24 protein-coding genes are annotated in these 22,959 nt (G+C 39.1%); 15 read left to right on the top strand and 9 right to left on the bottom strand.

What is annotated here, in order from left to right; all coding sequences use genetic code 11:
- The first annotated feature begins 120 nt into the window (after positions 1-120).
- The 3 genes from FLM47_RS18050 to FLM47_RS18040 are packed head-to-tail and all read left to right on the top strand — an operon-like array spanning position 121 to position 4,877.
- Complete coding sequence (locus FLM47_RS18050) at positions 121-1,860, top strand: HAD-IIB family hydrolase (protein WP_178957215.1); 1,740 nt, start codon at positions 121-123, stop codon at positions 1,858-1,860.
- Complete coding sequence (locus tag FLM47_RS18045; RefSeq protein WP_008115311.1) at positions 1,853-3,073, top strand: hypothetical protein; 1,221 nt, start codon at positions 1,853-1,855, stop codon at positions 3,071-3,073. Before FLM47_RS18050 ends, FLM47_RS18045 begins: the two co-directional genes overlap by 8 nt.
- Positions 3,074-3,098: 25 nt before the next feature.
- Positions 3,099-4,877: an alpha-amylase family glycosyl hydrolase gene (locus FLM47_RS18040; protein WP_178957214.1), complete on the top strand. Its 1,779-nt coding sequence runs from the start codon at positions 3,099-3,101 to the stop codon at positions 4,875-4,877.
- 76 nt (positions 4,878-4,953) lie between these two features.
- Here FLM47_RS18040 and FLM47_RS18035 read toward each other — a convergent pair whose 3' ends face one another.
- Positions 4,954-6,033 carry an ABC transporter substrate-binding protein gene (locus FLM47_RS18035; protein ID WP_178957213.1) on the bottom strand — a complete coding sequence of 360 codons (1,080 nt, stop codon included), beginning with the start codon at positions 6,031-6,033 and terminating at the stop codon, positions 4,954-4,956.
- A 133-nt stretch (positions 6,034-6,166) separates the two neighbouring features.
- Here FLM47_RS18035 and FLM47_RS18030 point away from each other — a divergent pair, with 133 nt between their 5' ends.
- Together FLM47_RS18030 and FLM47_RS18025 are read left to right on the top strand one after the other, a co-directional pair.
- Entirely contained in the window at positions 6,167-6,556 is a 390-nt protein-coding gene (locus FLM47_RS18030; protein WP_138607861.1) for a cytochrome b562, read from the top strand.
- Between the two features lie 9 nt (positions 6,557-6,565).
- Entirely contained in the window at positions 6,566-6,952 is a 387-nt protein-coding gene (locus tag FLM47_RS18025) for an OsmC family protein (RefSeq protein WP_008463841.1), read from the top strand.
- Positions 6,953-6,998: 46 nt separating this feature from the next.
- Here the strand turns inward: FLM47_RS18025 and ykgO are convergent, their stop codons facing one another.
- Positions 6,999-7,133, bottom strand: a complete 135-nt coding sequence (gene ykgO, locus FLM47_RS18020) for a type B 50S ribosomal protein L36 (protein ID WP_004586489.1) — start codon at positions 7,131-7,133, stop codon at positions 6,999-7,001.
- Positions 7,130-7,396, bottom strand: a complete 267-nt coding sequence (locus FLM47_RS18015; RefSeq protein WP_008463845.1) for a type B 50S ribosomal protein L31 — start codon at positions 7,394-7,396, stop codon at positions 7,130-7,132. The genes ykgO and FLM47_RS18015 overlap by 4 nt, the downstream gene beginning before the upstream one ends.
- A 232-nt stretch (positions 7,397-7,628) precedes the next feature.
- Here FLM47_RS18015 and FLM47_RS18010 point away from each other — a divergent pair, with 232 nt between their 5' ends.
- Positions 7,629-7,898 carry a hypothetical protein gene (locus FLM47_RS18010; protein ID WP_178957212.1) on the top strand — a complete coding sequence of 90 codons (270 nt, stop codon included), beginning with the start codon at positions 7,629-7,631 and terminating at the stop codon, positions 7,896-7,898.
- A 131-nt stretch (positions 7,899-8,029) separates the two neighbouring features.
- Here FLM47_RS18010 and FLM47_RS18005 read toward each other — a convergent pair whose 3' ends face one another.
- Both FLM47_RS18005 and FLM47_RS18000 read right to left on the bottom strand, forming a co-directional pair.
- Positions 8,030-9,070: a metal-dependent hydrolase gene (locus FLM47_RS18005; protein ID WP_178957211.1), complete on the bottom strand. Its 1,041-nt coding sequence runs from the start codon at positions 9,068-9,070 to the stop codon at positions 8,030-8,032.
- Between the two features lie 113 nt (positions 9,071-9,183).
- Positions 9,184-10,071: a LysR family transcriptional regulator gene (locus FLM47_RS18000; protein ID WP_178957210.1), complete on the bottom strand. Its 888-nt coding sequence runs from the start codon at positions 10,069-10,071 to the stop codon at positions 9,184-9,186.
- A gap of 115 nt (positions 10,072-10,186) precedes the next feature.
- On the opposite strand from FLM47_RS18000, the gene FLM47_RS17995 reads away from it, so the two are divergent.
- The 6 genes from FLM47_RS17995 (at position 10,187) to FLM47_RS17970 (ending at position 14,811) form a co-directional block, all read left to right on the top strand.
- Positions 10,187-11,359, top strand: coding sequence for an MFS transporter (locus FLM47_RS17995; RefSeq protein ID WP_178957209.1), 1,173 nt, complete (start codon positions 10,187-10,189; stop codon positions 11,357-11,359).
- A gap of 148 nt (positions 11,360-11,507) precedes the next feature.
- Positions 11,508-12,323, top strand: coding sequence for a 2,5-didehydrogluconate reductase DkgB (dkgB, locus tag FLM47_RS17990; protein ID WP_178957208.1), 816 nt, complete (start codon positions 11,508-11,510; stop codon positions 12,321-12,323).
- Positions 12,324-12,388: 65 nt separating this feature from the next.
- On the top strand, positions 12,389-12,676 hold the full coding sequence (locus tag FLM47_RS17985; RefSeq protein WP_178957207.1) for a putative quinol monooxygenase: 288 nt from the start codon (positions 12,389-12,391) through the stop codon (positions 12,674-12,676).
- A gap of 373 nt (positions 12,677-13,049) precedes the next feature.
- On the top strand, positions 13,050-13,364 hold the full coding sequence (locus FLM47_RS17980; protein WP_218648506.1) for a hypothetical protein: 315 nt from the start codon (positions 13,050-13,052) through the stop codon (positions 13,362-13,364).
- Between the two features lie 468 nt (positions 13,365-13,832).
- Positions 13,833-14,417 carry a class I SAM-dependent methyltransferase gene (locus tag FLM47_RS17975; RefSeq protein ID WP_178957206.1) on the top strand — a complete coding sequence of 195 codons (585 nt, stop codon included), beginning with the start codon at positions 13,833-13,835 and terminating at the stop codon, positions 14,415-14,417.
- Positions 14,418-14,496: 79 nt separating this feature from the next.
- Positions 14,497-14,811, top strand: a complete 315-nt coding sequence (locus tag FLM47_RS17970) for a hypothetical protein (RefSeq protein WP_256729751.1) — start codon at positions 14,497-14,499, stop codon at positions 14,809-14,811.
- 138 nt (positions 14,812-14,949) lie between these two features.
- On the opposite strand, the gene FLM47_RS17965 is transcribed toward FLM47_RS17970, so the two are convergent.
- Complete coding sequence (locus tag FLM47_RS17965) at positions 14,950-15,603, bottom strand: DUF6058 family natural product biosynthesis protein (protein WP_178957204.1); 654 nt, start codon at positions 15,601-15,603, stop codon at positions 14,950-14,952.
- A 171-nt stretch (positions 15,604-15,774) separates the two neighbouring features.
- Here FLM47_RS17965 and dapA point away from each other — a divergent pair, with 171 nt between their 5' ends.
- Entirely contained in the window at positions 15,775-16,692 is a 918-nt protein-coding gene (gene dapA, locus FLM47_RS17960) for a 4-hydroxy-tetrahydrodipicolinate synthase (RefSeq protein ID WP_178957202.1), read from the top strand.
- Positions 16,693-16,764: 72 nt separating this feature from the next.
- Here dapA and FLM47_RS17955 read toward each other — a convergent pair whose 3' ends face one another.
- Together FLM47_RS17955 and FLM47_RS17950 are read right to left on the bottom strand one after the other, a co-directional pair.
- Entirely contained in the window at positions 16,765-18,582 is a 1,818-nt protein-coding gene (locus FLM47_RS17955) for a DUF4105 domain-containing protein (protein ID WP_178957200.1), read from the bottom strand.
- A 39-nt stretch (positions 18,583-18,621) separates the two neighbouring features.
- On the bottom strand, positions 18,622-19,089 hold the full coding sequence (locus FLM47_RS17950) for a DUF3015 family protein (protein ID WP_178957199.1): 468 nt from the start codon (positions 19,087-19,089) through the stop codon (positions 18,622-18,624).
- A 317-nt stretch (positions 19,090-19,406) separates the two neighbouring features.
- Here FLM47_RS17950 and FLM47_RS17945 point away from each other — a divergent pair, with 317 nt between their 5' ends.
- Complete coding sequence (locus FLM47_RS17945) at positions 19,407-20,708, top strand: DEAD/DEAH box helicase (protein ID WP_028834771.1); 1,302 nt, start codon at positions 19,407-19,409, stop codon at positions 20,706-20,708.
- 62 nt (positions 20,709-20,770) lie between these two features.
- On the opposite strand, the gene FLM47_RS17940 is transcribed toward FLM47_RS17945, so the two are convergent.
- Positions 20,771-22,381 (bottom strand): NAD(P)/FAD-dependent oxidoreductase, encoded by a 1,611-nt coding sequence (locus FLM47_RS17940; protein WP_178957197.1) that lies wholly within the window; start codon positions 22,379-22,381, stop codon positions 20,771-20,773.
- Between the two features lie 188 nt (positions 22,382-22,569).
- Here FLM47_RS17940 and fdxA point away from each other — a divergent pair, with 188 nt between their 5' ends.
- Positions 22,570-22,893: a ferredoxin FdxA gene (fdxA, locus tag FLM47_RS17935; RefSeq protein WP_178957196.1), complete on the top strand. Its 324-nt coding sequence runs from the start codon at positions 22,570-22,572 to the stop codon at positions 22,891-22,893.
- The last annotated feature ends 66 nt before the right edge of the window (positions 22,894-22,959 follow it).

Genomic DNA, 22,959 nt, shown 5'->3' with positions numbered 1-22,959 from the left:
CAAAAAAGCGCATTTTAAATGCGCTTTTTTTTTAACCTACTAAAAAGTAACAATAAATAATATTGGTCTAGTAACTGCATTTCCTTAGTCATACCCTATAGTTGACTCAGGGATTGTTATATGGAGACCAAGAGTGTGGATATAAATGCTTTTTTAGTAAAACACCAACTGCCGTTGAAATATCAGTATATTAGCGAGCAGTATTTTTCTGCTATTGCGCAGGACATTCTAACCAGTAAAAAAACAGCCCCTATATTTGTCGCAATTAATGGCTGCCAAGGCTCAGGAAAAACCACACTTGGTGATTATTTAGTAACTTGGTTTAGCCAAAATACCCACCTAAACTGTGTTGCGCTTTCTATTGATGACTTTTATTTATCAACTCAAAAACGCCAACAGTTAGCGCAAGATGTGCATTGTTTATTCGCCACTAGAGGCGTTCCGGGTACACATGATGTTGCGCTGATGGATAAAACCATTAGCCGTTTATTAAATACTGAAGTAAATGTACCGCTGCCGCGTTTTGATAAGCAACAAGATGAACCCGTAGCAAAAAATAAATGGTTAACTAATAGTCAGCCGATCGATGTTGTTATTTTAGAAGGGTGGTGTGTAGCCAGTGAACCACAGCAGCCTTTTACTTTAGTTGAGCCTATTAACGAGCTAGAAAAATCATACGATCAACAAGGGTTATGGCGTCGCTGTATTAACAGCTGTTTAGCCAATGAATATAAAACCGTTTTTGATAAAATCGATTACACAATTATGCTCAAAGCCCCGAGTTTTGATGATGTGTTTGCGTGGCGCCAAGAGCAAGAACACAAGTTAATTGCCAAACAAGGGCAGGGCGCAGGCACTATGACTGATGAGCAGTTATTGTGGTTTATTTCTCATTTTGAACGCATCACGCGTGAAAACCTCAACACCCTTAGTGCTAAAGCAAATGCACTTATAGAGCTCGATAGTAATCGAGATGTAACTGCGATGGTGCTTACAAGCGATAGTATTATACAACCTATCATTTTTACCGATTTAGATGGCACATTACTCAATCACAGAGATTACAACACCGATGCGGTAGATACCTTATTACAAGAGCTGCAATACAGCGGTGTACCTGTGGTATTTAATACCAGCAAAACATTTAGTGAAGTAGTGGCACTGCAACAAGCGCTTAATATTACACAGCCTTTCATTGTTGAAAATGGCTCGGCTGTTTATATTCCTAAAAATTACTTTAATCTCAGGCCAATTGGCTGCAGCGAATACCAAGGCTACTGGTGTTACTCGTTTGCTGCACCCATTAGCAATTTATGGACTGATTTAAAACGCTTAAAAAAAGACTACGGCGACCAATATAGTTTGTTTAGTGAGCTGACCAGTGAGCAGGTAATGAAAATGACAGGATTAAACCAGCTACAAGCAACGCAAGCACAAACCCGTCAATACTCAGATCCGCTCTACTGGCATGGCGATGAGCAGCAACTAAATGAATTTATCAATGCGATATCAGTATATGGCTACGAGGTTAAAGTAGGCGGGCGCTTTGTTCACATTGGAAAAAATACCGATAAAAGCATGGCTCAGCAGTGGTTAGTGCAGCAGTTTAACGCGCAGTTTACTAAAGCGCTGAGCATTATTGCGCTAGGGGATAGTGAAAACGATAAGCAAATGCTAGAAGAGGCTGATATCGCCATTATCATTACCAATCCAGAGAGTAAAAAGCCAGTTAAATTAACTTATAACAAAGCGCGCTATTCTCAATTGCCGGCACCACTAGGGTGGGTTGAAGAAATTACAGCACTACCTTGTATTAACAGTATTTTACCCAGTTCTGAGGAGTATAGTTTACATGGCTGATTTTTATCAAAATGGCATTATTACAACACTACATAACATTGCTAATAGACCCGTAGACGATTTAGAAAAAGAGTTGCTTGGCTTTAGTAAACAGCGACCAATGGGGCTTATATTGCCTTCATTATTTAGTGAGTTAGAAGGCCCTGCTTTACAAAACATTGTCAAAGAGCTGCAACAAGTACCGTATTTATCGCAAATAACTATAGGCTTAGACAGAGCCGACGAAAGCCAGTATCGCTATGCATTGAACTTTTTTAAATCGCTCGATCAAAACCATAAAGTGTTGTGGAACGATGGCCCACGTTTGCAGGCGCTCGATAAAGAGCTTCAAGCTTTAGGTGTGGCGCCACGTGAGCTCGGTAAAGGCCGTAATGTGTGGTATTGCATGGGCTATAAACTCGCTACCGCGGAGGTTGAGTCAATAGCACTACATGATTGCGATATTTTAACTTATGACCGAGGCTTATTAGCGCGATTAATTTATCCCGTTGCGCATCCTCGATTTAACTATGAATTTTGTAAAGGCTTTTACCCGCGTACTGCCAATGGAAAAATAAATGGTCGAGTATCGCGTTTACTGGTTACTCCGTTATTACGCTCGTTTAAAACCATATTAGGCAGCAGAGACTACCTTGAGTATATGGACTCGTTTCGTTACCCATTAGCCGGTGAATTTTCGTTTAGACGCGATGTATTAAACGATATTCGTATTCCTAGTGACTGGGGATTAGAAATTGGCGTATTAAGCGAGATGTACCGTAATTACTCCCATAACCGCCTATGCCAAGTTGATATTGCCGATAACTACGATCATAAACACCAAGAATTATCGCTGGACGACCAAACCGCTGGCCTTTCTAAAATGTCTATTGATATAACCAAAGCGTTATTTAGAAAGCTAGCGACCCAGGGGGTTACCTTTACCAGCGAAACCATTCGCTCATTAAAAGCGACTTATTACCGCATTGGTTTAGACTTTATTGAAACCTATCATAATGATGCGTTAATGAACGGCTTAACACTTGATATTCACCAAGAAGAAAAAGCGGTAGAAATGTTTGCACAAAATATTATGAATGCTGGCCAACACTTTTTAGAAAACCCAATGGAAGCGCCATTTGTGCCGAGTTGGAACCGTGTAGCTTCGGCGATGCCCGATGTACTAGATCGATTAAAAGAAGCCGTTGAGCTTGATAACGAACAATACAGTTAAATTGGTATACTTAAACGAGGCGCCTGTGAACATAGTTAGGGAACAGTTATTTCAACGAGTCGAACAACATTTACATACTATTTATCAAGGGGTTGAGTTACCTATGCCGGTAGCTGAGTTGGCTGAAGAATTAATCACCTTGATATTGAGTAATAACCCACTTCGAGATCCTACGCCGCACACTAATCGCTGGGATGAACAAGATATTATTTTAATTGCCTATGGCGATTCTATTATAAATCATGAAGACAGTGAGTTAGCAGTTGGAACTCCCCTAGAGGCGCCGTTAAAAACCTTGCATCGCTTTATAAAAGAGCAGTGCGATCACCAGCTTAATGCACTGCATATTTTACCTTTTTATCCGTACAGCTCAGATGAAGGGTTTGCGGTAATGAACTATGCGCAAGTTAATGAAGCGCTGGGCGATTGGCAAGATATTAACGCGATTGCAAAAGATGTAAAGTTAATGGCGGATTTAGTGATTAATCATTGTTCTAGCCGAAGTCTTTGGTTTGAAAACTTTTTAACCGATACACACCCAGGGAAAGACTATTTTAAAACAGCCAGTTTAACTGACGATTTAAGCCAAGTCGTGCGCCCACGAACTTCGCCATTATTACATACGGTCGCCACAGCAAGCGGTGATAAGCATGTGTGGTGTACATTTAGTCATGATCAAGTGGATTTTAATTTTGAAAACCCTGAGGTTTTAAAAGAGTTTGTTAGCATTATTCGCCACTATTTAGATAACGGTATTCGCTTATTTCGTCTGGATGCTGTGGCCTTTTTATGGAAGCAACTTAATACCAGTTGTATAAACTTGCCACAAACTCATGAAGTGGTGCGTTTACTGCGAACGCTGATTGAGCATGCCGAGCCCAGTGTGGTAATTATTACCGAAACCAATATTCCTAATCAAGAAAACCTATCTTACTTTGGTAATGCCAACGAAGCCCATGCAATTTATAACTTTGCCTTGCCGCCGTTGTTATTGCATACCTTACTTAGCGGTGATAGTACGGCGCTTAAGCACTGGATGATGAGCATGCCGCCAGCGCAAAACGGTACCGCATATTTTAATTTTATAGCCTCGCATGATGGCATTGGTTTGAGACCAATTGAAGGCTTATTACAACCGAGTGAAGTTGCTTCGTTAGTAAGTACGACCATGCAGTTTGGTGGGCGCGTTTCAATGCGTACCAGTCACGATGGTACGCATACCCCCTATGAGCTAAATATTGCCTTGTTTGATGCCTTACAAGGGACGCATAACGGCGCAGATAAATATGGCCTTGAGCGTTTTTTGTGTGCTCATGCCATTATGTTTGCAATGGAAGGAATTCCAGGGCTATATATACACAGTTTACTTGGCACCACTAATGACTATGAGCGCTTTGAAAATTCGCAGCACAATCGTGCAATTAATCGTCATCGCTGGCAAGAATCAAAATTATTAGCGGCGATTGAAGAAAAATATAGCCATCATCATCAGGTGTTCAAGGGAATAAAACAGTTATTAGCTGTGCGTAAAAGGCAAGCAGCATTCCATCCTAATGCCACACAATTTACTTTGCACTTAGGCGAGGGGTTATTTGGTTTTTGGCGACAAAGTATAGACCGCCAACAAAGTATTTTTTGTGTTTATAATATTAGCAGTCAGCCACAAAGCTTAACCTTAGCCGATTTAAACTTAATAAACACTCAGCAATGGGTTGAGCTAATTTCTAAAACAACACTCGATGACGCGCTACAAACCATGCAGTTAGCACCCTATCAAACGCTTTGGTTATCTAATAGGGCATAGATAGCATTAATAAAATAGACAATATACATTCAGAGTTTTAAATAAAATAACTGCATTGTAAAGGGGCTTTACAGTGCTATTGCTCAAGCGCTAAAAGTAGATTTTCTATGGTAAATTCATACCAGTCAGCGCGTGTTTTACTAAACTGTATAAAGTTTATTTCTGCAAGGCCAGTAGTATTTATCGCCTTGTATAAGGGAGTGTTTTCCTCAGTAAGCGGGTCAAAAATATCAGCTGTACGATGAAGCAAAGGACTAAGTTTTGGTTGAGTATGGTTGTCGAACAAATTAACTAGGGCATAAGCACCTAGTAACACATGACCTCCAATAGATACATCAAGTGCTGATTTATTACTTGGTGGAACCTCCCAGTTAATACCGCCCACAATAACCTGAGATTGCATGTTTAGCTGTTTTAATGCCCTTTTTGCGCCAAAAGCAATGGCATCATTCGCACACCAAATAATGTTAATTTCAGGGGCTTGCTGCATATACGCTAAGGTTTTTGTAAACCCTTCTTGTTCAGACCAATTGGCAACCTCTTTAGCGGTTAAGGTGACTTGCGGTGTTTGCGTTAAAAAATCCATTAACCCTTGTGTGCGCATAATAGAAGCAGGCGTTGCATAGTCGCCTAATAACGCCAATATATGTGCGCTAGTTGTTGTTTTATTGGTAAACTTTTTATAAAGCTGCTGCATCAATGATTTACCTGCAACGCGATTATTTGGGGTAATACTACCGACTATGTTAGTGCCATTTTCACGTAACATGTCAAGTGATGCAGGTGAGGGACGATTTAATAAAAAGTAAATAGGGACATGTTTACTGTCTATTTTAGAGAGGTATTTACTGGTAACATTTTTTTCGTTTACGAGGATCAGATAATCGGGCTTATCATTTATAGCCTGCTGAATAAGCTCTTTCATTAAAATATGATTTCGATTTGCGTATTCTACCGTTAATGTCACATCTAAATCAGTGGCTGCATTTTGCATTATTTTAGAAACATCAAACCAAAAGTTTCCGGTTTTGTTTTGTGCATTTTCAGAGTCGGAAAAACCAGGATTAATAAATATGACTTCTAGGGCATAAGCACTATAACTACCCAACAGAAGGCAGGTAAATGTTAGCAGGCGGTATAATTTAAACAAGGACATACATTTCTCTATAAACTTTCTAAAGCTCAATTTATCCTTGCTAAAGTACTCCGTGGTGACATCTAGGCGTTATGCTATATAATACCTCAGTAAGTTTAGCATGTATGCAACAATTATTTTTTAGGGTGTATTAATGAAAGCAGTTTTGTTGTTAATGGTATTAATATTTAGTCAAACAGTTGCCGCAAATGAAATGAGCGACTTAGAAAAAACCATGAAAAACATTGGGCTTGCTTATAAACAAAGTGTTGAAGCAACCCAGTTAGCAGAATTTAATGGCGCTATTGATGAATTTATTAAATTGATAGAGCAAAGTAAGCAAGCCAAGTTTTATAAAGAAGCTGAAAAGTCGGTGCAAGGGTTAGATAAGGTACTTACTCAAGCCCAGTTAGCCAAAAAAGTAGCGAACGAGCAAGGGCTTGAGGCGGCAAAAAAACCACTCAAAGCAATTGATAATTTACGCAAAAAATATCACAAATTACATGAGCCTCCAGGCTTTTTTGAATTATTGTTTGGAAAATAAGGAATAGTAATGGAAATTTCGGTTTCAATGTTAGACGGTCAAAAATTAAGTGCTAAGTTTGGTGAGCATGAAGTTATAAGCGACCAAAGCATAAACGCTGGTGGTGATGCAGAACATCCAGAGCCGTTTGACTATTTTTTAGTAAGCATGGTGTTGTGTGCTGGTTTTTATGCGCGTAAATTTTGTCAGCAAAGAGAGATCTCGACCGAAGGGATGACACTGACACAAAATAACGAAAATGTAGATGAAAACGGTAAGAAGCTTTTTTCAATCGAAATTGGCTTGCCAGAAGGTTTCCCAGCTAAATATAAAAAAGCACTGATTGCTGCGGTAAATACATGTACCGTGAAAAAGGTTATTCAAGCAGTGCCTGAGTTTTCTGTTGTAGTTAAATAGACCCTAATAATAATGCCGAGTATAAACTCGGCATTATTTTATCTTGCTACTTTTTCTTCATACCCTGCACGGCTTTAAATCTAGGGTTATCTTTACATATCACGAATACTCGCCCTTTGCGCTTTACAATTTGACAACCTGGTCGTTGTTTTGCACTTTTTAATGAACTTAAAACTTTCATTTGCTTTCCTTTTTAGCAGTAGAGAGGTTTTTAAACCGACGATTAAATTGCGCAACGCGTCCATCAGTAGCGAGCGTTTTTTGTTTGCCTGTATAAAATGGATGTGAGTCACTTGAGACATCAATAGGAACATAAGGGTATGTTTTACCCTCAATTTCTATGGTGCGATTGGTTTTAATGGTTGAACCAATAATAAAGTAAGAATCAGCTGCAGTATCATGAAAAGCAACCACATGGTAATCAGGGTGAATATTGGGCTTCATAAAATGCCTTTAGTGTTATGTGATAGTATATCATTTAATTTAACGTATTTATTTTCCCTTTGCAAATCATTTTAAATAGCCTTAAACGAAGTGTAATTGCTGTGTATTTGCACAAAACAGTCAAAAAATAAGCACTTAGATCAAAAGTACTGGCTATTAGTATTTAGGCTGCTATAACTAGACTCAGCGAACAAAATAATAAGAATTTAATAACGTTAATAGAGGTAGTTTTATGAGTGACGCTCAGGCACAACAAGACCAAATCGACCAAGGAGTCATGGATACTCTCAGAGAGCGTGACCACAGTATATTGGCTAAGCAAGTTGATTCGTTAGGGTGTACTCATAACGACATCATTGAATTACTTGCTCATTATTTAGCATTAAGCGAACAAGAAGATGATGAATTATTTGATGACTGGTTTGACGCGCTTTCAAAAGAACAACACACCGTATTAAAAGTATTTGAAGTATATCGTGGACAGTACGAGCACCAAAACTAATTCATTTGGTTGCAATAACTACGTTTTGAGGTGGCACAAAACTGCTTGAATGTAATTTAGTGTTAAAAAAAGTGTGTGTTTTTATTCCTAAGCAAAATAAAAATCACACTTTTTTAATACAAGACCCCTAACTATGGCAACGAGCAGTTATTTTTAGCCAATGGAGATGCCAGCGAGACTTCAGGTTGCCAAATTCGCTGCCAAATATTACCGGCATTACTAAAACTAGGGCGCTGAGAGAGTCGTTCAAAATTACCCAACTTAATGCCCGAGTCTGTTTGCTCACCTACCACAAAGTTAAATACATATTGGCATTCCATACCCATTCTTAAATCTGACAAAATCACGTTATCGGTTTGCTGGCGAATAGAATAAAACCCTTTTGTAAACCATTGTAGTCTTTGAATGCCCCATTGGTTGTCAATAGGCTTAATTAAAGACGGTGTTGTATTGTAGGCATTTAAGGTTACATCACTGGGCGAGTCAAACACAGAGGCATACCCCTCGTAGTAGTGACCGTCAGACATTACCACTATACGCCAAAGTAAAGTGGTGAGCGGGGCAGGCGTACTAATATAGCCGGTTGCGTCAATATCGCGATTGTTCAGTGCTGTTTTTACCTTGTCGTCAATATTGAGTTTAAACACAAAGGCAAGGCATAAATACGCTGTGCTTAGGCTAAGTGTAATTGCATTGATTTTATAGGCTTTACTGGTACTTATTTTAGGTAATAAAGTAAAAGCTAAACCAATTAATAACGGCAAGGTGTAAAGGGGGTCAATAATAAACATGCTAGATACCGCAAAAGGGTATTCACTTAAGGGCCACATTAGCTGAGTACCATAAACGGTGAGTGAATCTAATAAAGCATGTGTTGATAAGCACAAAAACACCAACCAAAACCAACGAACTTTATAAGCCTGCATGCCTGTGTGTATTTTTAATATTAGCCATACAATTAGCGGGCTTATTAATAAATGGACAAATAAAGAATGGCTAAAACCGCGATGATAGGTAAATGCCTCTACACTGCCGCCATAGGGTAAAAATACATCTAGATCGGGTAAAGTGCCTAAAATAGCGCCCCACGCAACGGCTTTTCTACCTACTTTATTGCCTAGTACCGCGTAGCCTACGGCACTGCCTAATGCGACTTGTGTTAAAGAATCCATACTACCTCATCCAAATAATGCAACTGCAGTGTTTATACTCAGCTTAATCTTAAAACCGTCAATAATGTAAATTATTTCATTAAGTTGCTCTTTAAAATCAATTTAAAAGCGATTTATAAACTTAGTCGCGGTTGTATAAAATCTAAAAATGCAACGATACGGGAGGAAACCGCCCCATTTTTGTAATAAACGCCATAAATAGATTCTCGATTATTTGGGCTACTCACGCTGTGGGGTAAAACTTCTATTAATCGTTTTTTGGCTAAATCTTCAGCAATCATAAATTGTGAGAGAAGTGCTATGCCTTGATCAGCAATACATAAATGCCTAATGGTTTCGCCGCTGCTAGCCCTTAAATCAAAGTGCAGAGATTGCTCATGCTTCAAGGGCCATTGATTAAGAGTATTGGGCTCACTGAAGCCAATTAGGTTATGGTTTTTAAGATCTGAAACTTGCTGTAATGGTGGCGCATTTTTTACATAATCAGCGCTTGCGACCAATTTTAATTTACTTTGGCCTAATTTTCGCGCGTGCAGGTTTGAATCTTTTAAGTCTCCAATGCGAATAGCTAAATCTGTTTTGCGCTCAAGTAAATCAATAATATTGTCGTGTGAGGTAATATCGAGCGTGATTTGCGGGTATTGCTTTTTAAATTCATTAACAAGTGGCGCTAGTTGATGTAAAACAAAAGGGCTTGCTGCATCTATACGCAAGTGCCCGCTAGGTGCTTGCTTAAGTAGCTTTATTGTTTCTTCCCCTAAGAGCAGCGTGTTTAAAGCCTTTCGCGCATATTCTATGTATATATGCCCTTCCTCGGTCAGTTCTAAGCGCCGAGTTGTTCTGTTTAGTAATGTGCAGTTTAGCCTGCTTTCGAGGCGAGATAGCGCTCTTGAAACCTTAGCTACATTTAAATCAAGTAAACTAGCCGCACCGGAAAAGCTGCCACAATCAACAATGGTAATAAACATTTCTAGATCTTCAGTTTTAGCTTGAACAGGCATAAATTCACTTATTTATATTTGCAAAATAAACAAAAGTATTTTGCCATTTATGCTGTTTATTGCAAAGGAGTTTTTACACACACTATGCATCTATATTAAAAATGAGGATGTATTTATGCCATTGGCTTTATGGGCGCTTACCTTAAGCGCATTTGCAATTGGAACAACCGAGTTTGTTATAGTGGGTTTAGTGCCAACTATTGCAAACGATTTAGGCGTGAGCTTACCATCAGCAGGCTTACTAGTGAGCTTATATGCAGTTGGTGTAGCTATTGGTGCACCGGTACTCACTGCATTAACGGGTCGCTGGAACCGAAAAGTGGTACTTATAAGTCTTATGGGCTTATTTGTTATGGGGAATTTATTAGCTTGGCAAGCGCCGAGTTACGAAACACTAATACTGGCACGCATACTAACAGGCTTAGCTCACGGTGTATTTTTCTCTATTGGCTCAATGATAGCAACAAGCTTGGTAAGTAAAGACAAAGAGGCGAGCGCTATTGCAATTATGTTTACCGGCCTTACGGTAGCGCTTGTAACGGGTGTGCCATTAGGAACATGGATTGGCCAGCACTTTGGCTGGCGTGCAACGTTTTTAGTGGTTTCGGCATTAGGTTTAATTGCGCTAATTGGCAGCGCTATTTTAGTACCAAAAAACTTAAAGCAGTCTATTCCGGCGACGTTTAAAGAGCAGCTACAGGTTATTGTTAAGCCGCGCTTATTGCTCGTTTATTTAATGACTATATTAGGCTACGGCGGAACGTTCACCGCGTTTACTTATTTAGCGCCTATATTAGAGCAGCAAACTGGCTTTGCACCATCCGCTATTGGTTTAATAATGCTGGTTTATGGTGTGTCGGTAGCTGTTGGTAATATATGGGGCGGAAAATTAGCCGACAAGCGAGGCCCAATTAGTGCACTGAGTATTATATTTAGCGCGTTAACAATTATTTTATTGGCTTTCACCTTTACTATGGAATCAAAAGTAGCCGCAGTGCTGACTATTTTAATATGGGGGGCATTTGCATTTGGTAATGTACCAGGATTGCAGCTTTATGTAGTAAAACAGGCAAAAAAGCACACTCCTAATGCGGTAGATGTCGCATCGGGGTTAAACATCGCGGCGTTTAATATTGGAATAGCCTTAGGCTCTGTTACAGGGGGGCTTGTAGTCGAGCATATGGAACTAAAAGATACCGCATGGATTGGGGCCGTTGTTTCATTACTGGCTTTAATAGTTACTCGATACAGTGGTAGGCTAGATAAACATAATGTTCAGGTTAAATAAAGCCGAACTCATATAGGTTAGTCTTGAAATAAAAATCAATGACCTCAGTATTCACATGAGGTCAAAATTTTAAATCAAAAAAGTAATAGGTGTATTTAGTAAACACGTCGTTTGAATTTTAAACCTATTATTAAACAAGGATAAAGCTATGACACAACGTGTAATTGAAATGCCAGATTTAGGTATGGGTACTTTTCGTTTAGAAGGTAAAACAGCTTATGAATCTGTAAAAATGGCGTTAGAAGTTGGATTTCGCCACATTGATACCGCGCAAATATATGGCAATGAAGAGCAAGTTGGCCAAGCAATTAAAGACAGCAATATTCCTCGTGAAGAATTATTTATAACCACCAAAGTATGGAATAACAAGCTCAACAAAGCTGATTTTGTTGACAGTGTTAAAACATCTTTAGAGAAGCTACAGCTTGATTATGTAGACTTATTATTAATCCACTGGCCAGCACCGGTAAATAATGAACCCATGAGTGAATACTTAACCGAGCTACTGTTAACTAAAAAGCTGGGTTTAACTAAACATATTGGTGTATCTAACTTCACCATTGCCAACTTAAATGAGGCAATGCAAACCTTAGATCCTCGCGAAATATTCACTAATCAAATTGAGGTACATCCATATTTAACCAACACTAAACTGCGCGCTTTTTGCGATCAACATAAAATTCATGTTACCGCCTATATGCCATTTGTTGTGGGTAAGGTATTAACAGATCAAACCATTATTGATATTGCTAACAAGCACGATGCAACGCCAGCGCAAGTGGTTATTGCATGGGAAAATGCCAATGGCATGACCACCATTCCATCATCGACCAAGCGTAAAAACTTAGAAGATAACTTTAACGACAAAGTTAAACTTGATGATGAAGACATTGCGCGTATAGATGGCCTTGACTGTAACGACCGCCAAGCATCGCCAGACTTTGCACCACAGTGGGATCAATAACCAAAGAGCTAAAGCTAAAACAGGTGCAGTAAAGCTGCACCTTTATTTTTAAACAAGGAACACCCATGTTAACGGTAATTGCCACACTATCGAGTGAAAATAGCGATGCAGAGCGCCTTTTAATTGAGCTCGAAAACTTACAACAGTCCTCTCGCCAAGAAGTAGGCTGCCTGCGTTACGAGCTATCAGTTAAAAACGATGCTGAGCAAACTATCTATTTAGTGAGTGAGCAATGGGCGTCTAATGAGCATTTCGAAGCCCATAAAAACGCACCACACTTCAAGGCCTTTGGTGATGCTGTAGGTGCATTTATTTCTTCTACTAATATCGATGTGTACAAAACCATTGGTTAATTGCCACTAGGCTAATAGCAATGCTGGAGCTGTACTTACAGCTCTTTTTAAATATCATCCTTTTAAGCTGCCTCTTAAATCCAAAGCTGTTTCATAATAAAAACGATTTCATAATAGCAATTTTTAATAAGACACTGCTGTTTGCATAGCTACAGCTGGCTTGCCTGATATTACTGACACATTCTTTTTGCTGTGATTTTGCACCGTTATAAAGAGATTCAATGCTAGCTAATTGTTTAAAAATATTTTTTGACTATATTGTAATCAACTAAAAGGAATTAAAAATGGTAAGTTCACTCTATGATAAATACGAACATCTTACTGAGATGAGAAGTCTTATTTCAAAACACATCCTCATCATGTAACTGCGATTATGAAGTTCCGTGATATAGCGTACTCAGAGACTACCAAGCGTTTTGGGCGCAATGGACGAAATGATAAAAGTGATGCCTTTAGACATTGCTTTTGGTCAGCGACCCTATCACGAGATATCGGCTATAAGAATGCGCTAGAATTGACTAATGCTCATGAAAGTAGCCCTTTAAATATAGCTGAAGAGAAGACTATGGATTTTCATAATAATAGTGACGGTCTGAGGATTGGTATTTCAAACTCAGATAATACTAAATTATCCAAAATGTGTAATGATGCGTTGAGCGCTGGAAAATTAAAAGTGATTAAAAAATGAAATACATCTTAATAGCTTTTTCTTTGATTCTCTTTGCATGCTCTGAACCAACAAAGGATTCCAGTTTAATTGAAATATCATTCAATCAGGCTATGTGGCAAAATAATATATCGAATCGAAGGGCAATGTTAAACGACTTTTAGCTAAATATGATGTACAAAAGCAAAATCGTTCTAGTATTAAAAAGCTCCTAGGTGAGCCAGATGGCTATTACTTATATGACGAGTTTCCCGCATATAGGCTTAAAGAAAAAGGAGATTGCGTTGTTGCTTTTCCAATCAATAGAAAAACTGGAAAAGTAAAAAGGGCTCTGATTGAGCCAGAAAATTGCCTAATACAAGGTAATTAGCCAAGCACTTAAACATTAAAGGTATAATTGGCTCGAGATCTGTTAGTTTAGGCTGACTTTATTTTGCGCTTAACTCAGCGTTAGGCGTTTAGACGAAATATTTACTTTTGGAGAGAATATTGAGTAACGAATGGGATGAGTATGCTGAAAACTGGGATGTAGATCCTAGTGTTGAACAGTATGCAAAAAATGCATTTTCAGAGCTCTTAGATAGCATTAATATTAATGGTCTAACCGTTCTAGATTTTGGCTGTGGTACAGGCGCCTTGACTCAGCTAATGAGTCCATCGGCTGAAAGTATCGTAGGGATAGATCCATCTTCTGAAATGATAAAGCTATTGGATAAAAAGGCACTAAATAATGTAACGTCTATCTGTGATTACCTATCTAGTGAATTGGTTCAAAATTTTCCTGAGCTAGAAAATAAATTTGATCTAATAGTCGCATCGTCTGTTTGCGGTTTTCTGCCTGATTATGAAATGACATTAAGTTTATTAAAATCTTTATTAAAAAAAGACGGTCTGTTTGTTCAATGGGATTGGCTTTCTGAGGATGATTCATCGGGTATGGGGTTGTCAGAGAAAAGAGTTAAACAAGCATTTTTGGCGAGTGGCTTTGTAAGCATTAAAGTGAATAGCCCTTTTATAATGAATAGTTCAAAAGGAAATATGCCTGTTTTAATGGCTATTGGTAAAAATGATTAATAAGGCAATAAGATCAAACAAAGACGGATTAATTGATGTCGCTTTATTCAACATTTGAGCGCTATTAGCCTGGTAAAAAATGATAATTATCTCGAGATTTCTAAATAAGACTGAAAAAGTGGAGTATTATTTTGCAATCGTACCAGACGATATGGATCGCCCGTTTATTTTAGGTGCCCAAAGTGCTGATCCTAAGCTGCCTTCAATTGCTCAGTGGGGCGCATCTTCAAGATTTGGACTTGATAATCTTGATACCATTGAAGGGAAACTATGGAAAAGTTGGCGCTCCACTTTAAAGATGCTAGGTGCCTCATGGGTAATACCAATTATGGAAGAGTCAGTAATAAAAAATGATGTAACTTATGCAGTTAATCAAATTATATCTAAATCGTAAATTTGCAATTAACAAAGTGTAGTTGTTGGGCTATTTTTCTCGTTGCACTCAAAAACCAGCCGCAAAACACAGTGTTGGTAATTTTTAATAAAGCCAACAACCCTTAAATAGTTAAACCCCTTAGCCAAACACTACTCTTTATTTAATCGATAAATCGTATTTTAAAATAAGGGCATCAATATAGCGGCTACGTAATGTGAGCTGCTTTTCGTGATCGGCGCCATGGCTAAGGGCTTTATTTAAAAGTTTCATGGCAGGGTGAATGCGGGTGCGCTCATCTTTATCTAAACTGGCTTTGCTGCGCAGTTCGGTTATATCGTCTACTAATAATCTGCCAATATCCACAGCTACAATTTCATCAATTAAGCCATTTTGGGTGAGCACGCCATATTTGCTGCATAAAAATTGTTGCCATACTTGCTGTAAATGTTCTTCTATTTCACAGCCAAACAGTTCCTCGTTAAATATAAAGCCTTGCTGTGCAAGCTTAGCCAAACATTGGGTATAGTGCTGAGCAAACAAATTAAACGCCTGATTAGATGACTCAATTTTTTGCTTTATAACTCCTTGTCCCCAGTTTACGCAGCCACGGGGATAATAATCGTCGTATTCTTCACACTCATATAAGCCTGAGTAAGAGCTGCAACTCATCTGGTTTTTAATGCAATAACTTGGCTTAGGAAAAATACTTTGAGCTTGCCAATTTTCAAGAGTTTCATTGTCTATGTTGAGTGCTTGGCATAACTCACCAGTGTGATAAAAGTGAGTGCTTAAATAGTCAGATAAACGCATAGTGGCTCGCTTAATAGTAAAAAACAAATACTGTTTATTTATACAGTTGTTTATTTTGTATCATCAAACCCAATAACACAAGCCATTTTATAATTAAATACTGGCTATCACTGCAAATAGCGCGGTAAATATGGTACAAATAGGCCAAGTATTAATAACAATGATTTTTTTATGCGCACCCTAGAACAAATTAAACAAGCAAGCCTTATTACTGCAATTAAAACACCTTACTTAGCCAATGGTGAGATCGATCTTGCAAAGTATGATGAACTCGTTGAAATACAAATTGCATCGGGTGTTGACGGCATAGTTGTTGGTGGCACCACCGGTGAAGGCCAGTTAATGAACTGGGAAGAGCACTTAATGCTAATTGCGCACAGTGCCAATAAATTTGGTGATAAATTACTGATTGTAGGTAACACCGGAAGTAATAATACGCGCGAAGCAATTAAAGCAACAAAATATGGTTTTGCCAGCGGCATGCATGCCTCATTGCAAATTAACCCTTACTACGGGCGCACATCAATTGCCGGTGTTAAAGAGCACTTTAAACGCGTGCTTGATATTGGTCCGGCGTTTATTTACAACGTAGCAGGGCGCACAGGTCAAGACCTCACCCCTGATATTATTGAACCACTGGCCCAGCATGAGCACTTTATTGGTGTTAAAGAATGTGGTGGCAATGAGCGTATAGCGCACTATGAACAACAAGGTATTGCATGTTGGTCTGGGAATGATGACGAAGCACACGATGCACGCCATATCCATAAAGCACATGGTGTTATTTCAGTTACGTCTAACCTGATCCCAGGTTTGTTCCGCCAATTAATGGATACCAAAAATGATGCGCTTAATAATTCATTACAACCATTAATGAACTGGCTATTTTGCGAGCCAAACCCAATTGCCATTAATACCGCGATGATCATGACCGGCGCGGTGAACCCTGTGTTTAGAATGCCTTACGTACCGCTTAACGATGAGCAACAGCAACAAGGTGTAACGCTAATTAATCAGCTTAATGAGCAAGATTTTGTCGGTAGCCGAGCGCAGTGTGTGGATATTAGTAAGGTTTTGATTTTATCTTAAACTGTTAGACTATTTATTAAATACTAAATTTTCAAAGCAGCCTAATGTAAACACAGAGGCTGCTTTTTTATATCACTGCCAATAGTAGTTGAGTTTAAGCTGCCACATAGCTGAATTGGCATGTGTTACTGCTAATCTAATATCAATATCTTGGTTAATAGGCACTGCAAGTTCTAGTTTGGTTTGCGCAGGGTTTTTAGCATTTAAGAATGATTTTTCGTAGGATGCTCTGAGTTTAATACCTGAGTCAGTACCAGTAATGATCCCCACCTCTACCGACGAATCATAAAAGTGGCTGTTTTTAGCTAAATCACCCAAATAACCATTAATTAAGCTATAGGCTAAGGTGTTGTTGCTAAACTGCCAAGCTTGTCCGGCTCCTCCCATAACAAAGCTGCGTTTACAGGTTCTGCACAGTGCTGGTTGTCTGTCGAATCCCACATTGATTTTCCACGACCACTTAGATTCATTAGCCCAGGACAATTGGTTTGGATTGAATGACTCTAAATCTAATAAATGAATTTTATTTATGTAAGTTTCGCCATTTGTAAACATCAGCTCGGTATCTAACATTTCTAAATTAGAAAATGGAATGCGGGCAATATCAGAGGCAAGGGTATCAAAATAGCTCAGCCTAAAACCCATAGTGTACTGTGTTTGCTCAGCCGTGTGCATCGCAGAAATTGAGCTGTTAGAGGGCTTTTGGCCTTTATGTGGAGGCTGCTGGGTAAATTGAAATTTAACTTTGTTTTCGCCCATTGGCAGCTTTAAGCGCGCTTGGATTAGCGCATTTTTTAACTCACTTATTTTTACTGGGGTTTGTTTTTGAATTTGTTTCACTTGTACAAGTTCAAATAAAGCGCCAATAATGGCTTTTTGAGACTGTACTGGCAAAGCTAAAAATGATTTGCTTTTTAGTACTGCTGATTCTGCAAAGATTTGTTTGGCAAAGCTGAGCTCTTTTTCACTTAAAGATTGCACATATTTTGAAAATACAGTGTCACGTGAGGGTGTAAATGTGACTTTTTTAACCGCTGATTGCTCTTGGTAGGTGGCTGTGTTTAATCTTGAAAAGATAGTGGCTGGTATTACCCAAGGAGAGCTTTCGCTAGTTAGTTGATCGCCAATAACAAGTTCAATAATTTGTGCGAGATGAAACGCGCAGTTTTCATCGGCAAAGTAATAATCAAATTCAGTGCCTAAAATTTCCCATAAGTGGTTAGCAATAAAAGCCACGTCGCGCTCGTTTAGATTAAGGGTATATTCCCATAAATCTCTTAATTCTATCTCGCCGTAATTATGCTGGTGGCGATAAAACAATTGATCTGAAAAACCGGCTTTATAACCACCAAACAAGCCCTTGAGAATATAGACTAAGCCATTTTCATTGTCTGGAACATGTGCGCCATAGTTTATGCTGTAATCTAATAATTTGTTTTTTGATTCGGTTGAGCGATTAAGTTTAAGTAATAAATGACCATATAACGATGCGGGGTTACTCATATAACCAGAGGCAAATACTAAACTAACAGAGTGAATAGCTTGTTGCTCTCGCCATTGCTGTAATTTTGGGCACTCTGCAGCTGGCATTGAAAAGGTTAAACCTTGCTCTTTGAGCCATTGATAACGAGCAGGGTAGCGACATTGTGTTAATGGCTGGTTATTAAAAGCATGGATTGTTGCTTTTAATTCTGCAACCGGATCATTACGTCCGTTATCTGCAATAAAAAAGGATGCGTTAGTAATATAACTAATAGTAGTTGGTTGATTTTTGTAATGCCCTAATTTCAACCATATTGGGTGTTTTGCTAAAACAGAGATAGATTGCGTGGCAGAACTTGAGAAAGAGGTGAATAAAAAAACGCTAATAAAATAAAATAAAGGTTTCATTGTTTAACCAAAAAAAAGGGCTGTTAAGCCCTTTAATTATTAGATTGCAGCGCATTGAGATGAAAAGTTAGTGGTAATTTTACCTTCAACTAATTCATAAAATGCTTGTGCATTGTCTATTGGTGCGTTTGCGTAATCGCTGCGTACCGAATTGATAATTTGTTGATGAGCAGTTACATCACAACCACGTACATTAAGCATTGCAGAGATATACTCGCCTTCACCCTGTGCTATTTCTTGTTCTAATACAGGAAAAGTTTGTTGAATAAACTGCGCTGTTTTTACGTTAGCGCCTTCACAGCTCTCTACTGAAGAAATGTTAGACGATACCGCTGTTGTTCCTAAATCCCAAATAATATTAGAAATTGCTGCCGCAACGCCATTGTCTGGGAAAACCATTGCACCAATACCACATTGTTGCCATGGGTTGATGCCACTTTTTGCTTGTGACGGCATTGAAACGAATGCGCTTACTAATACCGCAGCAGTTAAACATCTTTTTATCATTATTAATTTCCTTTAATTTATATACACCCCACAAAACGGGCGAAGAAGTTTACCTGTTTTGGTTATTTAAATGCAAATAGTTATGTAACACAATGTAAAACAACGGTGTAAAATTTATAAAAGTGCAATAAAGGCGTGAATTAACGGGAATAAACCTTGCGAGTTAAAACCATTTAGCTAACTTAAACAACAGCTGATAATCGCTAATTATCCTGCATTTTATAAATTAGCGGTTTCTGGTGTTTAAAACTAACTGTTTAAGCGATTTTACTGTATAATTTGCGACCCTTGATAATGTGGCCGCAGGTTATACAGCAATGAATTTTAAATCTTTTAGTTTTGCCCCTGAACTTATTCAGGCGTTAGACGAACTTAATTACCACACCCTTACGCCCATTCAGCGCTCAGCTATTCCGGCTGTTCGTAAAGGTAAAGACGTTTTAGCAAGTGCACAAACCGGTACAGGTAAAACCGCTGCATTTGCACTCCCTATTATTCAAAAGTTATTTGAGTCAGATTGCAGCACTACGAATGCGCCAAGCGCCTTAGTCCTTGCGCCTACGCGTGAGCTTGCAGAGCAAATAGCGAATAACTTTAAAGACTTTGCTAAGTACACTCAGTTAAAAGTAGTGAGCTTATTTGGTGGTGTTAATACCGCAGGACAAGAAATTGCACTCAAAGAAGGTGTTGATGTTGTAGTAGCAACACCAGGACGTTTACTTGATCATATTCGTTTAGGTAACTTAAGCCTTGCTCAAGTAAAACATTTAGTACTTGATGAAGCTGACCGTATGCTTGATATGGGCTTTATTAATGATATGCAAAGCGTAATAAAAAGCTGTGCAGATGAGCGTCAAATTTTATTGTTTTCAGCTACCTTCCCAGCAGCAATTAAACAGTTCGCCTCTAAAGTGTTAAAGCAGCCTGAAATTGTTCGTGTTGATCAAACTAACAGCACCGCAAGTACAGTACAACACGTGGTTTACCCAGTAGAGGAGCGCCGTAAGCAAGAGTTGCTTTCTGAGCTGATTGGTAAGAAAAACTGGCAGCAAGTGCTAGTGTTTGTAAACATGAAAGAAACCGCAGATGAGTTAGTAACTGAACTTAACTTAGACGGTATTCCAGCGGCAGTATGTCATGGCGATAAATCGCAAGGTAATCGTCGTCGTGCGTTGCGTGAATTTAAAGAAGGCAAAGTACGCGTGCTAGTTGCAACAGAAGTAGCGGCCCGTGGTATTGATATTGACGGTTTACCGCGTGTTATTAATATTGATTTACCTTGGCTTGCTGAAGATTACGTACACCGTATTGGCCGAACTGGTCGTGCTGGTAACCAAGGACAAGCAATTTCGTTTGTGAGTCGCGAAGAAGAAAACATGTTGTTTGAAATTGAAACCTTAATTGGTCAAAAAATTAAACGTGTTTACTTAGAAGGTTACGAAGTAAGTAATCGTGAAGTACTGATTGATAAAATTGGTAAAAAGCCAGCGCATTTACGCCGCACCCGTGCTAATAAGCCATCAGGCCAGGCTACCGGTGAAGCGAGAGCGAAAAACCGCTCGCGAATTTCTAATGTACGTAAAAGCTTAAAAGGCGAAAAGCTGTCACTTAAAAAGTAAGACAGCTAAGCCATTAAAAAAACCTGAGTTTACTCAGGTTTTTTTGTGCCGGAAAGAGTAGTTTAGTTGTGCTTTTCTAACATCGATAATGCAACTGCTTCGGCCGCTTTAATACCATCAATACCCGCTGATAAAATACCGCCTGCATAACCTGCACCTTCACCTGCAGGGTAAAGCCCTTTAGTATTAATGCTTTGGAAGGTTTTATCGCGCTTGATACTGATAGGTGAAGACGTACGTGTTTCTACACCCGTGAGTAAGCCATCATTGGTTGAAAAGCCACGAATTTGTTTGTTAAAGGCAGGAATTGCTTCACGTAGCGCTTCAATGGCAAACGCTGGCAGTACTTTGCTTAAATCAGTCAGTTTTATACCTGGCGTATACGAAGGCTGTACATCCCCTAAATTAGCCGACGATTTACCCTTTAAAAAGTCGCCAATCAGCTGTGCTGGGGCATCATAATTTTTACCACCAAGCTCATAGGCTTGCTCTTCTAGCTTACGCTGTAAATCGATACCAGCTAGAGGATGGCCTGGAAAATCTTTTTCTGGCGAAATACCCACAACAATAGCACTGTTCGCATTTCGCTCACTACGAGAATATTGGCTCATACCGTTAGTAACCACGCGGCCTTCTTCAGAGGCAGCGGCAACTACAGTGCCGCCAGGGCACATACAAAAACTGTATACGGTTCGGCCATTATTACAATGGTGTACCAATTTGTAATCGGCAGAGCCCAAAATAGGGTTACCCGCGTTATCGCCAAAGCGGCATTCATCAATCATTGATTGTTTATGTTCTATTCTAAAGCCTACTGAAAAGGGTTTTGCCTCAACATAAATGCCTTTATCGTGGATCATTTTAAACGTATCACGGGCACTGTGACCAACTGCTAATACCACGTGGCGAGTTTCAAGCTTTTCACCATTAGAAAGTGTAAGCCCAGTAACTTGGCCGTTGTCTAAATGGATATCGTCAACGCGGGTGCTAAAACGAATTTCGCCACCGAGTTCAATAATACGGGCACGCATTTTTTCAATCATGGTTACTAGTTTAAACGTACCAATGTGCGGCTTACTAACGTATAAAATTTCTTCAGGAGCGCCGGCCTCTACAAACTCAGTAATTACTTTACGGCCATAATGTTTTGGATCTTTTACTTGGCTGTAGAGCTTACCGTCTGAGAACGTGCCTGCACCACCTTCACCAAACTGAACGTTTGATTCGGTATTAAGCGCCTTTTTACGCCAAAAGCCAAAGGTGTCTTTGGTGCGTTCACGTACTTCTTTGCCACGCTCTAAAATTATTGGCTTAAAGCCCATTTGTGCCAGCACTAAACCGGCAAATAAACCACATGGGCCAAAGCCAATTACTACAGGGCGCTCTTTAATGCTGCTATTAGCGTGTGCTACAAATTTGTAGTTGGTGTCAGGGGAGACTTTAACGTGTTGATCTTTTTCAAACGAGGCTAACAGTTCTGCTTCGTTATCTACCTCAACATCAAGCGTATAAATAAGTAAAATGGCGCTTTTTTTACGTGCATCGTAACCGCGTTTAAACACATTGTAGCTGTGTAGCTGCTCTGGACTTATATTTAATTTATTGATGATGGCTTGGCCAATAGCATTTTCGTCATGGTCAAGCGGCAGCTTTATTTCGGTTAAACGTATCATTAATATCTCTTTTGGTGTCATAGCGGAAAGTAAATACCGCTCACAATAAGGGGAGTGCACAAAGCGCTAATTTATAAGCGCCATATATTACGTTAAATTGTTCGCTTTTGGCACATATTTATTGTGTTTTGGTAAGGGTTGGGTATGATCCGCAGCTGGTAAAGTTAAATATTAGGTATTAAACCACTATGGCGTTTGTAGTCACCGAAAACTGTATAAAATGTAAGTACACTGATTGCGTATCGGTGTGCCCTGCAGATGCATTTTTTGAAGGCCCTAATTTTTTGGCTATTAGCCCGGTAGATTGTATTGACTGTGGTTTATGTGTCCCTGAGTGTGCTGCCGATGCTATTTATCAAGAAGATGAATTACCTGAATCGCAAAAAGAGTTCACCCAGCTTAATGCAGAATTGGCAGAAATATGGCCACGTATAACGCAAGTTAAACCCGCCCCAGAAGATGCCGATAGCTGGAATGGTGTGGCTAATAAATTAAAACTTCTCGACACATAACTACTTCCCAACACTTATTATTAGTTTTTTGTTAATTTTATTACAAATATTAACGCGCAAGTATTA

Origin of the sequence: Pseudoalteromonas sp. Scap06 (assembly GCF_013394165.1) — a bacterium.
In the GTDB taxonomy this organism is placed as follows: domain Bacteria; phylum Pseudomonadota; class Gammaproteobacteria; order Enterobacterales; family Alteromonadaceae; genus Pseudoalteromonas.
Note: the sequence above shows the minus strand (reverse complement) of the source record. Positions and strands in the feature narration are given on the sequence as shown.